The sequence below is a fragment of the Chryseobacterium sp. 2P genome, from assembly GCF_059579425.1.
The window spans coordinates 549,236-561,260 of record NZ_CM184194.1; the positions used below are offsets into that span (position 1 = coordinate 549,236).

Annotated in this window: 14 protein-coding genes; 3 read left to right on the forward strand and 11 right to left on the reverse strand. The window is 33.1% G+C overall.

Going from position 1 to position 12,025, the window contains the following annotated elements; translation table 11 throughout:
* Positions 1-73: 73 nt before the first annotated feature.
* The 3 genes from AC52CF_RS02275 to AC52CF_RS02285 form a co-directional block, all read right to left on the reverse strand.
* Positions 74-868, reverse strand: coding sequence for a DUF3575 domain-containing protein (locus AC52CF_RS02275; RefSeq protein WP_214590964.1), 795 nt, complete (start codon positions 866-868; stop codon positions 74-76).
* 320 nt (positions 869-1,188) lie between these two features.
* Positions 1,189-1,383: a cold-shock protein gene (locus AC52CF_RS02280; protein ID WP_214590963.1), complete on the reverse strand. Its 195-nt coding sequence runs from the start codon at positions 1,381-1,383 to the stop codon at positions 1,189-1,191.
* A gap of 51 nt (positions 1,384-1,434) precedes the next feature.
* Complete coding sequence (locus AC52CF_RS02285; RefSeq protein WP_214591141.1) at positions 1,435-2,553, reverse strand: DEAD/DEAH box helicase; 1,119 nt, start codon at positions 2,551-2,553, stop codon at positions 1,435-1,437.
* Between the two features lie 429 nt (positions 2,554-2,982).
* Here AC52CF_RS02285 and AC52CF_RS02290 point away from each other — a divergent pair, with 429 nt between their 5' ends.
* The gene (locus AC52CF_RS02290) at positions 2,983-3,930 is read left to right on the forward strand and encodes a beta-1,6-N-acetylglucosaminyltransferase (RefSeq protein ID WP_496517785.1); all 948 of its coding nucleotides are present in this window, start codon (positions 2,983-2,985) and stop codon (positions 3,928-3,930) included.
* A 12-nt stretch (positions 3,931-3,942) separates the two neighbouring features.
* Here AC52CF_RS02290 and AC52CF_RS02295 read toward each other — a convergent pair whose 3' ends face one another.
* Both AC52CF_RS02295 and AC52CF_RS02300 read right to left on the reverse strand, forming a co-directional pair.
* Entirely contained in the window at positions 3,943-5,004 is a 1,062-nt protein-coding gene (locus AC52CF_RS02295) for a 3-oxoacyl-ACP synthase III family protein (RefSeq protein WP_235131880.1), read from the reverse strand.
* A gap of 448 nt (positions 5,005-5,452) precedes the next feature.
* On the reverse strand, positions 5,453-6,454 hold the full coding sequence (locus AC52CF_RS02300; RefSeq protein WP_290263555.1) for a T9SS type A sorting domain-containing protein: 1,002 nt from the start codon (positions 6,452-6,454) through the stop codon (positions 5,453-5,455).
* A 670-nt stretch (positions 6,455-7,124) separates the two neighbouring features.
* Between AC52CF_RS02300 and AC52CF_RS02305 the strand changes: the two genes are divergently transcribed.
* Together AC52CF_RS02305 and AC52CF_RS02310 are read left to right on the forward strand one after the other, a co-directional pair.
* Positions 7,125-7,562: a transposase gene (locus AC52CF_RS02305; protein WP_214590959.1), complete on the forward strand. Its 438-nt coding sequence runs from the start codon at positions 7,125-7,127 to the stop codon at positions 7,560-7,562.
* Entirely contained in the window at positions 7,526-7,882 is a 357-nt protein-coding gene (locus tag AC52CF_RS02310) for a helix-turn-helix domain-containing protein (RefSeq protein WP_214590958.1), read from the forward strand. The genes AC52CF_RS02305 and AC52CF_RS02310 overlap by 37 nt, the downstream gene beginning before the upstream one ends.
* Positions 7,883-8,149: 267 nt before the next feature.
* Here AC52CF_RS02310 and AC52CF_RS02315 read toward each other — a convergent pair whose 3' ends face one another.
* The 6 genes from AC52CF_RS02315 to AC52CF_RS02340 all read right to left on the reverse strand — a co-directional run bounded on the left by AC52CF_RS02315 (position 8,150) and on the right by AC52CF_RS02340 (position 11,958).
* Positions 8,150-8,674 (reverse strand): hypothetical protein, encoded by a 525-nt coding sequence (locus tag AC52CF_RS02315; RefSeq protein ID WP_290263552.1) that lies wholly within the window; start codon positions 8,672-8,674, stop codon positions 8,150-8,152.
* A 36-nt stretch (positions 8,675-8,710) separates the two neighbouring features.
* Positions 8,711-9,121, reverse strand: a complete 411-nt coding sequence (locus AC52CF_RS02320) for a hypothetical protein (RefSeq protein ID WP_214590956.1) — start codon at positions 9,119-9,121, stop codon at positions 8,711-8,713.
* Positions 9,118-9,669 carry a bifunctional (p)ppGpp synthetase/guanosine-3',5'-bis(diphosphate) 3'-pyrophosphohydrolase gene (locus tag AC52CF_RS02325; RefSeq protein WP_214590955.1) on the reverse strand — a complete coding sequence of 184 codons (552 nt, stop codon included), beginning with the start codon at positions 9,667-9,669 and terminating at the stop codon, positions 9,118-9,120. The genes AC52CF_RS02320 and AC52CF_RS02325 overlap by 4 nt, the downstream gene beginning before the upstream one ends.
* Before the next feature lie 60 nt (positions 9,670-9,729).
* Complete coding sequence (locus AC52CF_RS02330; RefSeq protein ID WP_214590954.1) at positions 9,730-10,089, reverse strand: hypothetical protein; 360 nt, start codon at positions 10,087-10,089, stop codon at positions 9,730-9,732.
* Positions 10,090-10,096: 7 nt separating this feature from the next.
* Complete coding sequence (locus tag AC52CF_RS02335) at positions 10,097-10,978, reverse strand: hypothetical protein (RefSeq protein ID WP_214590953.1); 882 nt, start codon at positions 10,976-10,978, stop codon at positions 10,097-10,099.
* A gap of 134 nt (positions 10,979-11,112) precedes the next feature.
* Positions 11,113-11,958: a metallophosphoesterase family protein gene (locus tag AC52CF_RS02340; RefSeq protein ID WP_214590952.1), complete on the reverse strand. Its 846-nt coding sequence runs from the start codon at positions 11,956-11,958 to the stop codon at positions 11,113-11,115.
* Positions 11,959-12,025: the final 67 nt, after the last annotated feature.

Genomic DNA, 12,025 nt, shown 5'->3' on the forward strand with positions numbered 1-12,025 from the left:
GAAACGTTACAATTATATTTAATATAAAACCGCTCTCCGGAAAGAACGGTTTAAAATAGCTAAATAAAATTTTTTAAAACCGATATCCCAGAGACAATCCGCTTCTGAAACCAAGCCATGGTCCGTCTACATTTACTTTAGCGCCGTTTGCATTGGTTTCCACCGTGTAATTCACATAAGGGATATCCAGATCTTCAATTTCCTTTTTCAGCTGAGCCTGCATATCGGGGGTTAAGATCACATCACTCGTCATGGTAAAATCGCCCTGTCCTTTTCCGTAATGCGCTCCCGCGATCCAGAAATCCAGTATCAGATTTTTACTTGGTGTAAGGAAAAACTGTACACCTACCATTACGCCGCCGCTGTTTCCGTGTGCGCTTCCGTTTCCTTTCAATGGAATCTGGTAGGTTGTTCCGCTGAATGTATAATCATAGTAAAAATCAAACGTATTGGAAGTTATTTTAGAGTATCTGTAATAAGGCGCTACATAAAATCCTTTTCCATAGCCTGCTCCCAGATAAAAGCGGGGTTCTATTGTAAAATTGAATGATTTTACTTCAAGGTTCTGAAATCTTTTTTCATCTTTATCGCTGAGAAATGCATTGATGAATGGAACTTTTCCTTCAGGCATGGTCCCAAATCCCATATTTAAGGAAAACCGTTTACTAAAGGCTCTTTCGTAAGACAGATTGATGTTTCTTAAAACATATGCTGTAACATTTGTCTTGATAATGTTCATTTTATCTGGGGTTTCAGGTGCTCTCATTTTAATGACATCCTTTTTAGCCGGAGTTTCAGGAATAGTAGTTTCCTGTGCCGAAAATCCTGAAAAGATAAAAGAGGGAAGGAGAAAGATAAATTTTTTCATGATCTAATATTTAGTGGTTGATATTTTTCAAAAAGCAAAAAGCGGGCAAAAATTGAAATGATAGATTTTTGTGTGAAAAACAAAATGTTCTTTTAATAATTTATTTTTTATTTAAAAATTTTAAACTTATAATTGTTTATTATTGTATTTGGTGAATTTATTCGCTGCCTATAAAATTAATAAAACCTCTTGTGAAACACAAGAGGCAGATGAACATAATAAAATAAAAAGTAAATCTACTTAATACCGTCAAACATTATATGAATTTACAGATTATCATGTAAAATTATGTTAGAAAATTTTTTCATCAGATGATGGGATTAAACTAACTTAACGTTAACTGCGTTCAATCCTTTTTCGCTTTTCTGTACATCAAAGCTTACTTTATCGTTTTCACGGATTTCTCTGGTGCTTAATCCTGAAGAATGTACAAAAATGTCTTTACTCCCGTCTGCAGGAGAAATAAATCCGAAGCCTTTTGCTTCGTTAAAAAATTTTACTGTGCCTTGTTGCATGGTAATGGGTATTAAAATTATGGTATTATAAATCTGTCGACTTCACAGATTTTATTTTTGAAACGAAATGACAGGCATTGTAAATCCTATCAGTTTCTGAATGTTTTTTAAATCGTTACGTTCCTGATCGTCACAAAATGAAACTGCCGTTCCTTCAGATCCCGCTCTTCCGGTTCTTCCGATCCGGTGTACGTAGGTTTCAGGTACATTGGGAAGCTCATAGTTAATCACGTTAGGAAGTTCATCAATATCTATTCCTCGTGCTGCAATATCGGTCGCAATCAAAACATTTATCCTGCTGTTCTTAAAATCATTGAGAGCAGTTTGTCTTGCCGTCTGAGATTTGTTTCCGTGGATTGCCATAGCAAAGATTCCTGCGCTTTCCAGCTGTTCAACAAGTCTGTTGGCGATATGTTTCGTTTTGGTAAAAACAAGAGAACGCTCTTGTCCTTTATCTTGAAGAATATTAATGAGTAACCCTGTTTTATCTTTTTTCTCTACAAAGTAGACAGACTGCTGTACACTTTTTGCTGTAGAAGATACCGGATTTACCGTTACTTTTTCAGGATTATTCAGGATTGTTTCCGAAAGATTTTTAATACTTTCCGGCATGGTTGCAGAAAAGAATAAAGTCTGTCTTTTTTTAGGAAGCATCTGAATAACTTTTTTTACATCATTTACGAATCCCATATCAAGCATCCGGTCTGCTTCATCCAAAACGAATATTTCAATTTTGGAAAGATCAATATATCGCTGGTTTACAAGATCCAGTAATCTTCCGGGAGTTGCAACCAGAATGTCCACCCTTTTTCTGAGGGCTGAAAGCTGTGCTCCGGCCGATACACCTCCGTAAATAGAGAGTTGCGAAAGAGGTAAATATTTACTGTATATTTTAAAGTTTTCTTCTATCTGTATGGCAAGCTCGCGTGTTGGCGTAAGAATCAATGCCCTGATTGATTTATGTTCCGGTGTCTGTCTTTTCAGAAGCTGAAGGATAGGCATCGCAAAAGCGGCTGTTTTTCCAGTTCCCGTTTGTGCGCACCCTAAAATATCACTTCCTGCTAAAATATGTGGAATTGCAGAAGCCTGTATTTCGGTTGGCTTTGAATATCCGGCTTCTGTAACAGCTCTTACAATAGGATTGATTAAATTTAAATTTTTAAAACTGATCATATTAATTTCGGTTTCCCGTTATGGTAAGCAAATTCATTTTAAGAATTTGAATAGGTTATGGCTGAGAAACAGTGTTTTATATTGCTGTTATCTCAATGTTCTATTGTATTGCGTTGATATTATTTTAGTAAAATAATGTGAACAGCACACAATGACATATCATCTTTCAAATAAAAAAATGCTGAATTCTACTTGAAATCGCTCTGATAATCGGGTGGCTGAAAAAGCAAACTGAAAGAAAAATTGTGATCTTAAACTATTACAGAATAGCGAAGGCAGAAACCTGTTTTATTAATGCTTCTGCAAATATAAGATAAAATAAGCGAATACTCTTTAATTTAATTAATTGATTATCAAAATTTTATTCTTATCTTTCACGCACAACAGAATTGTTTGCATAATGCCGATAATTTTAATCTAATCTTTATGCAAAAATACGCAGATGCAATTCTGGCATACCCACAGAAATCTCCTTCCGGATCTTTAAAGCAGGTAAGAATCGCATATTTTATTATGATCCATCATAAGCAGGATGTCTTTAAAGAAATGTTTGAAAAGATTTATACCAGAGATCAGTTCTATCTTATACATATAGACCGGAAGGCAAAAGCAGAATTAACGGAGGAAATACAGAATTACCTCGTCCGGTTCCCCAATGTATATATCTTAGAAAGCGTAAACATTGTTTCCGGAGGTTTCAGCATGATCCAGACAGAACTTAATGCGATGGAATATCTTCTTAATGCAAGCATTGAGTGGGACTACTTTATTAATTTAAGCGGTGAAGATTCTCCTTTGAAATCGCAAAATATTATCCGGCAGTTTCTTACTGCTAATAAAGGCAGAAATTATATTTTTTATTACGACCAAAAGTTTTACAGACCAGATACACTTCAGAGAATACAAAATCATTTTACGGAACTTACCCACAAAATTTCTTCCTATGTCTATAAAAGAGAGTTTATGAAAGGCGTTGTGCCTTACATTGGAGGGAAATGGTTTATGTTTACAAGGGAAACCTGTGTTTTTTTAACCAATAACAAAAGGGTTATGGATTTTGAAGATTATTATCTGCATACGCTGCTTCCGGCAGAATCTTTTTTTCAGACCGTATTAATGAACACTGATTTTTCTGATATTATTGTAAATGACGATAAAAGGGCAGTTCTTGAGAAGACATTTTTCAGCAGAGATGTTTATACTGATCAGTTTATTGAATCCCTTAAAGCGGGAAACCACCTTTTCATCAGAAAGATGAACAGGCATACCCATCAAAATCTTATCAATTACATTGAAGACAGCTACCTTCTTCCGCTCACAGAAGTTAATGAGATAGAAAGAGAATTACAAAAACATAACCGCCAGAATAATTAATAATCTTTTATTTTAAAATTTATAAACAAAAGCATTAATGTTCATTCCTGCTCCTACAGAAGCAAACAAAACGATATCTCCCTGCTGGATCTGATGCTGTTCCAGTTCTCCTTTTAAGATCATGGTAAGAAGAGAAGGAATGGTTGCCACACTGCTGTTTCCGAGTTTCTGGATCACCATAGGCATAATATTTTCGGGCATTTTTAATCCGTATAAGCGGTAAAATCTTTCCACAATGGCTTCGTCCATCTTTTCATTTGCCTGATGGATGATGATTTTATTAACCTGATCGATGGTATATTTGCTTTCATCAAGACATTTTTTCATGGCATCCGGAACATGTACAAGCGCAAATTCATAGATTTTTCTGCCCTCCATTTTTATATATTTTGTATCCTGACAGGCTTCATTATCATATGATTTTCCAAAAAACAGATAGTCTTTTTCTTTAAGAGTATAAGAAGCTGAAAGATGAGACTGGATACCCGAATTATCCTCATTGTTGTATTCCAGTACAACTGCTCCCGCTCCGTCTGCATAGATCATACTGTCCCTGTCATGAATGTCTACCACTCTGGATAATGTCTCGGCTCCAATAATAAGACATCTTTTTGCCATTCCTGCTCTGATGAAGGCATTTGCCTGAATAACTCCTTCAATCCAGCCGGGACATCCGAAAAGAACGTCATAAGCAACACAGAAGTTATTTTCAATTTTAAGCAGATGTTTTACTCTTGCTGCAAGACTCGGAACCATATCCGACTGCACGGTTCCGTAGCGTACATCACCAAAATTATGGGCAAAAATAATATAATCGAGAGTTTCCGGATCTATTCCTGAGTCTTCTATGGCGGCTTTTGCAGCAATTAATCCAAGATCTGAAGTAACCTGATCGTGAGATGCGTATCTTCTCTCTTCAATACCTGTAATTTTCTTTAATTTTTCGGTAAGTGAGAAATTGTCATCTTTTAAGAGAACACCTTTATCGTCTAAAAAAATATGATTGTTAAAAAATAAATTATCAATAGTTTCGGAAGGGATACAGTTACCGATTCCAATAATTTTACCTGTCATTTGAAAAATTTTATTTGTGATCTATAAACAAAATATTTAATACTTTTTTATCTTTCGTGTAAACTTTATGAATAAAATACTCAGTCCTGCTGTTCCTGACAGATGTATGTTTCTTATGAATTTTTTTCAATAAAAAACGTCATTTAAAAGTGATAATATACTTATTTTCTAGAATGAATTTATAACTCTAAAGGTAGCGGATTAAAAATAAATAATACCATATTTTTAAATCTTTATCTGCAAACCTATATGAGTTGCATCATATATAGTAGTTAAGGAAATATTTCCTTCTAAGTTTAGAAAATACCATATTATACTGTCCGAAAAGCGAGCAGATTAGAGTGAATAACAACGATGATACATTATTACTTGCCGGTTTTAATATCTAATTATTGTAAAGCCGCCCGAAAAATTTTTCGGGCGGCTTTTGTTTTTTATCTAAAAGTTTTTATTTCTTAATGAATTTCGCTGCCTCAGGTTTACTGTTTTTTCCAGAAACTTCAATAAAATAGGAAGCTGGCGGAAGATCAGAAACCGGCACTTTTCCGGATTTCAGATCCGATTGTTTTATGAGTTTTCCATCTAAACTGTAAATTTTTGCTGTTGCGTAATTTTCAGTATCTCCTTTAAGATTAATAAAATCATCTGCAGGATTCGGATAAATTTTTAATCCTTTTGCTTTGGCAGACGAATCTCCGGCTGCCAATACTATTGTACTTAAAGCCTGAGCAGAGCTTGTGGTCTGGTTATTAATTCCCGCTACCGGAATATTTACCACCGTCTCATTGGTTGTAAGGAGAGGGAATTTATAGGTGCTTCCATAATATGAATACGAAGTATTAACAATAGAGCCTATAGGAAATACAAAAGAAGTATCATTCGGAAGATAAAGATTGAAATTCTGAACAGATTTTACTCTTAAAACATTGGTAAAGGAGGATGACGCCAAAAGTAAAGTTCCCCATGCATCGGCTGCAAGCGTTATAGTTCCCTTGCAAAGACCGTTGGCGGTTGTTGAGGTGAATGTTCCCTGTGCCTGATCAGTCTCGTTATATCCGTAAGCCGCAGGATAAGAAATAAACGTTCCGTTATTGGTAGATAAATTAAGCGTGGCATCTGTTGTTATAAGACCCGTAATTTCAAGTTTTGAAGCCGATTGTTTATAATAGACTGTATTGGGACTTCCGGTTAGTTTCAAAGTAGAAGAAGGGAAGGTAGAAATTTCAGAAGCTGAAGGAGTAGAATAAACTCCGGGTGCAGAACTGCCTAACACCAAAGAAGAATTATTAAAAGTTATATTCGCACCTGTTCCGGAATTATTTGGAGTTCCGGTGGCCGTAAGATAATTGGCATTATCTCCGGAAACAGGATCGTTAAAGGATTTTGTGACGGTTGTCTGAGCGTCACATAAGCTATAAATTGATAATACAAATGGTAAAAGTTTTTTCATTCTGTTTTTTTACTAAAGATAATCAAAATGTTACGTTCAAAATAATTTTTTAGTCTAAAATTTTCAATAAAATGTATGCATCGAATTTTTAACTTTTAAAAACTTAATTTATAAAGAAATTTGGCATAAATACTTAATATTGCCGGCTTCGAATATCAAAAAGACTGCTCAAAAAAGAACAGCTATGCTGTGCATTAACTGATATGATTTTATTTATTTTTTTATTAATGCACAGATGAAAAATTTCGTAATTTTTTCAGAATTGAAAATAAAACGCAAATGGATTTTTTAGTAATTACAAACACTTAATCAATTCAAAAATTAGTGAATAATTATAAGATCTACATATTTTTAATGGGAAACTATATTTATTGCAAATTTTACTCTTCAGAGAATTTTTTTTAGGTGAATTGTATTTTAAGATACTTTTACTCGCTGGATTTACAAAATAGCTTATTTAAACAACTGTTTATCAGTTGTTTATTTTAATTTAAGCTAAATTGAAAAATATTGTGATTTTTACTATTTAATTTATATCAGAATCTATATTTGTACAAAACAAGCAAGGATTGTAAAAATAAAATAATGCAAAAATTTCATGTTGTCTTATAAAATGACTTTGATGAAAAAACAAAAAGGTAAATAACACAAATAGCAGATTTAAAAAATTATGTCTTTAGATATAAAAAACATTCATATAGGAAAAATTATTCGCGAGGTGGTGAATGAAAAAGGGATAGAAATGTACAGAATAGAAAAATTCATGAAATGCACCGAGAAAGAAATTTGTTCTATGTACGAAAAGAAAAGCATAGATACCCATGTTCTTTTGAGATGGAGCAAATTGCTTAAGTATGATTTTTTCAGGATATATGTACAGCATATTATTCTTTTTTCTCCTTCCGGAAAAAGTAAAGCAGGCACAAGCGAAAAGCAGAAGCTGCCCGCTTACCGGAAAAATATTTATACTAAAGAAATTATCAGTTTTGTTCTCGAATTACTGAATAAGAATTTAAAAACAAAGGCCGAAATCATAGAAGAGTATAAAATTCCTAAAACAACCTTATACAGATGGATAGAGAAGTACAACATCCCGAGTTCCGAATAAATTCACCTGATTACAAGAGAATATATACTGATATTCTGGAAATGCGTTATCGTAATAAAAAAGATAAATGCGAAGCGTTGCTTAATAAACCGAGGCTTTCGGTAATGGATATTCTTGAACTGGAAAAGAGAATCTTTGATGAAAAGGAAATTACTGATGAAAAAGAAAACAAGAAATTCCGGGCGTACGATGATGAAGCTATCCTGCAGATTCTTCGGTATCAGAAAAACAATAATATGAATAATAATGATACTGCGGCTTATTTCAAAGTAAGCAGAAACTCTGTTGCAAAGTGGAAAAGGCTGTTTCCCAAAATCTGAAAAAGCTTCATATAAGAATTACAGAAATTAACAATTAAAAAAAAGTACTGTAATAATAGGAAATGTTCTTAGGTGAATAATGAAAATTTATTTACAGATGACAAGGTAAGAAGATCATATTTTAAGAAATTAATTCTTCATGTTTTGTAAACATCCAAACGGGAATTTTTTCTAAAGGTTATTTCAGTATGACACAAATGTTTATTATAATTATTAATGAAAAGGCTGTTGTAACGACAGCTTTTATTTTTAAATTGAATCAATCAGTTATTCGTAAATTCTTCCCATTTCAAGCAAATCTCCTAGAGTTAGCCAGCTTACTTCAAACTCTTCATCATTACTTTCATCATCACCGTGGTCTAAGTAACATCTCATGCCACATTCCAAAATAGAATCCGGTTCAAAATTATACCATCGGTTGCCAGTTTCAGAATCGATTCCAAAATGACGCCATTCATCTTCCAGCTGTTTTCCTTTCATTTTATGCAGCTCTGCAATCTGAAATTTTATAACGGCAATTGTATAATCATATTCGCCGGATGAAGAACCTGTCTTTGAATTGATGAATTTTTTTTCGTCCGGCGCTTTTATAATCTTTAACCATTCTGTATCAAATTGTTTCGGCTCCGAAGTAAATGCATCCATTAGAATTTTCGATAATAAATCGGCTGTCAAAGGTTGTTCTTTTAGGTGTTCTACTATCTTCAATAAAGCCAGAAGATAAGTTTCCATATCTCTTTTTTCGATATTGTTGTTAAGGTTGATGCTGTTGTAAAATTCGTTGTATGTCATAATTTAATAAAATGAATTTGCATTAATTTAAGAAGGCTAATACATAAAAACATCTAAATAATCCTTTAATGTTGTGCTATGACCAATTACCTCGTTTATAAGCTCTTTAATTTTCTGTATCAGTTCAGATTCGTTTGTGTTTTCATCGATGTCTATCAGTTTTAATGTAATTTGAGATTCATCATCTTTTAAATTGATTTTGATAGATCTTCCGTCAAGAATCGTTATTCTTTTGGGAACAGAAGGGTTTCTGTAACATTCTTTTATAAGATTTGTGATCTCAAAAAGCTTTTCTGTTTCGATAATTTTTCCACTCCAGACTTTACCATTGTGATCTTTGAAATATTGTGATTTGGATGCAATAATTAAAAGGGTATAAAAATTTTCGTTTTTCTTGATTTCAATATCAAATTGTCCTGCAAGAGTATGTGTTTCAATCTTAATCATTTATTTTTATAAGCCTCTATTTTTTCGTATAATCTTTTAGCCAAGTATTCATTACCTTCTTTCAGATGCTCATAGATAACTTTGGCTTCTTCAAGGTATTTCTTTTTCTTTGATTCGTTCCAGAAATAGGGTGGAGCATATAAATTACAAATTCTGTCTGCCATTTTAACGGCCCAGACTTCTTTGGGCTGTTGCTTTATTCGGTTTAAGCTGTCGATCATTTGATGTTCCTTTGCTAGTTCCGTATTTTTTGTGAGAGCAAGAACACCTTCTTTCACTTGTTTGCCATATTCTTTTTCGAGATCTTCGACTGGGAAATCTGTATCTTCTATGGTGTCATGCAAAAACGCACATTTGATGGCAAGATCAAAATTAAAATCAGGAGTATTTTTAGAAGCATTGATGATTTCAAATACCACACTTCCGATGTGATTGATGTATTCTATTTTTTGGTTTTTGTTTTGTCCGCCGTATGTTTGTCCGTTGTGCAGAATGCTTACTTTCTGCCATATATCCTGTAAATCGTCTATTGTAAAGTTTTTGTTCATTTTTTGTGATTGTTTATATGTAGATTTTATTTAGATAGAGCTGATTTTTCCAATTAAATTTTATTCTATCACCAGTTTTAAATAAGTAATTCCGTCTTTTCCGATATATTCGGAATTATATACTCTCTTTCCGATAATTGATTGAATGGCGTTCTGAACATCTGCTAATTCTCCTGCTAATTCAAGACTGATATTTTTTGAGCTGTAAAAAGCATCTTCATCAAGAAAATCAGAAACGTGCAGGTAAAATTTATCTAAAACATCTTCAAGCGGATATTGAGAATCTTCCTCTTCTTCCAGTTCGAAATTGATTGCAAAAACATAGATGTCCTCTTCTGTGTTTTTATAGATTTTATCTTCAATAAGTTCATATTGAGAATTTCTGTGCTTCTCCAGATCAATTAGTTGTATGTTTTTCATTTATGATTTAATATTGTGGTTTTTTAAAAATATCTTCAGGCTTAATATTTTCATCAGCAAAAAAATCTATGATTTTATTATAATCTTTTGTTGCTGATTCTTCAAATTCTTTTAAAAATTCATGCAGTGTTTCTGTTCGATTATTTGGTAATTTCAACTCAGAGCTTCTGTGTTCAACCGAAAAAAATGTAGCCAGTAGAAATTCCATGTAAATAACAAAGTCACAATAGGTAAGATCATTATAAGATGCACTGTGGTCTTCACCTAAAATAATGCTGAGATTGGGATCATCTTTTGATAAAACAACAGCTGTATCGTTATAATAATTGAAATAGTCTAAAAAGCACATTTGTAAACCTTCCTCCTTATTTAGCCCTTCATTATATCCTGCATAATCAAAATCAGATTCAATAGAGTATTTATAAGGATCTATAAATGCCTGAAGAGGAATCAGAGCACAGAAACCTTCAAAATCGGCTCTAGCATCTTCTCCAGGGGTTGCCGAAAAGAAAGATTCAATATTTTTATCTTTTGTGTGGATGTTTTCCAAACCGGAAGAATGCAGATTGGAATGCCATATGATATTCAGTCCGTTACTGATTTTGTAAAATGCTCTAATATAGCTGTTAAATTTAAATTTTTTATCAAAATCGTATTTTATTTCATTGATGGCTTCATGATTATCTTCAAATTCATAATCATCAATAACAGTTTGTACAACATTGTTTAACATTGACGTAATTTCCTCTTCAATTTGATCTATTTCGGAATCATTTAATCCTTTATACTGAATGCTTACGACCTTATCCACCGAAGAATGTACATTAAGAATTTTAAGTTTTTCTTCTAATGTTAAGAAATAATTATTTGCCCATTCTGTTGCGTTCATTTTTATAATTTGTTTAATTATGGGGTTTGGGTTTGATTAGATTTCTATTTCAATTTCAGCTTCATTCATCACAGCTTCTGTACTGTTTGAAAATCTTTCCATTTTGTTTTAATTGAACTAATTTTTATACTCTTTTACTGAGACTTCCAGTTAAATTTTGTCATTTTATTTGTCAGCTTCTGATCAACAACTTCAATGCTTAATTCTTCTTTTTCTTTTGTGAGAATAATCATACAGCCGTTTTCTAATATTCCGTCTTCGTTGAATTCCAGTTCCTTTATTTTAATAGACTGTGTGATGCAGTTGGAATCTATTTCCTCTTTAAAAGGCTCTCCCGTATGTCCGTAAAAATGATATTGGAAAATTACATTGTCCAGCACTTGTCTTATTTCAGTCATTCCGTAACCGCTTTGGCTGTCGTCTTTGTCGTGAGTAATCAGGACATCAAAAGTATTTTTAGTTTTTAACAGTTTTCTGATTTCCTTTCTTTCGTAATCCTGAATAAAGCGCTTTTCGGATCTGTCTTTTCGGTCTCCGATTCTTCCGATTCCAACAAACTGTAAAACTTCATCTTCCGATTCCAATGTTTGTTCTAAACCAGATTTGCAGACGAAAACTCTTCCGTAGATATCGATAGGAAATATGCTTTTGTCAGGATTTTCTTTTTCAAGTTCATCTAAAAAATCGTGGTCTTCATGATTTCCGCGAACGCAGATCATGTTAATATTAAGCTCATTCAAAAATGCCCTGATCTCGGGATTTTCTTTTTTGAAATCATCATGAAAACCGAGTTCGTCTCTGTCGTATTGTGCGTGGTTTATCGTTGCTTTATCAAGGTTTTCGATGTTTGGATAGGCTCCCATGTCTCCGCACTGTAAGATAAAATCAATTTTGCAGCCCGTTTCTTTCTGGTAAAGATCAACAAGTTTGAAAGGTAACAGAATTTTACCGTGAATGTCTGAGAAAAGAGCAATTTTCATATTTGAGTTTGGTTATTTTATTTTCGGATATCAGTTTTTTAGCATTTTAGAAACTAATATGGAAAAC

Bases quoted from the DNA above. Each gene is read 5' to 3' on its own strand.
- AC52CF_RS02275 (WP_214590964.1), bottom strand. From the start codon at position 868: ATGAAAAAATTTATCTTTCTCCTTCCCTCTTTTATCTTTTCAGGATTT.
- AC52CF_RS02280 (WP_214590963.1), bottom strand. From the start codon at position 1,383: ATGCAACAAGGCACAGTAAAATTTTTTAACGAAGCAAAAGGCTTCGGA.
- AC52CF_RS02290 (WP_496517785.1), top strand. From the start codon at position 2,983: ATGCAAAAATACGCAGATGCAATTCTGGCATACCCACAGAAATCTCCT.
- AC52CF_RS02295 (WP_235131880.1), bottom strand. From the start codon at position 5,004: ATGACAGGTAAAATTATTGGAATCGGTAACTGTATCCCTTCCGAAACT.
- AC52CF_RS02300 (WP_290263555.1), bottom strand. From the start codon at position 6,454: ATGAAAAAACTTTTACCATTTGTATTATCAATTTATAGCTTATGTGAC.
- AC52CF_RS02305 (WP_214590959.1), top strand. From the start codon at position 7,125: ATGTCTTTAGATATAAAAAACATTCATATAGGAAAAATTATTCGCGAG.
- AC52CF_RS02310 (WP_214590958.1), top strand. From the start codon at position 7,526: ATGGATAGAGAAGTACAACATCCCGAGTTCCGAATAAATTCACCTGAT.
- AC52CF_RS02315 (WP_290263552.1), bottom strand. From the start codon at position 8,674: ATGACATACAACGAATTTTACAACAGCATCAACCTTAACAACAATATC.
- AC52CF_RS02320 (WP_214590956.1), bottom strand. From the start codon at position 9,121: ATGATTAAGATTGAAACACATACTCTTGCAGGACAATTTGATATTGAA.
- AC52CF_RS02325 (WP_214590955.1), bottom strand. From the start codon at position 9,669: ATGAACAAAAACTTTACAATAGACGATTTACAGGATATATGGCAGAAA.
- AC52CF_RS02330 (WP_214590954.1), bottom strand. From the start codon at position 10,089: ATGAAAAACATACAACTAATTGATCTGGAGAAGCACAGAAATTCTCAA.
- AC52CF_RS02335 (WP_214590953.1), bottom strand. From the start codon at position 10,978: ATGAACGCAACAGAATGGGCAAATAATTATTTCTTAACATTAGAAGAA.
- AC52CF_RS02340 (WP_214590952.1), bottom strand. From the start codon at position 11,958: ATGAAAATTGCTCTTTTCTCAGACATTCACGGTAAAATTCTGTTACCT.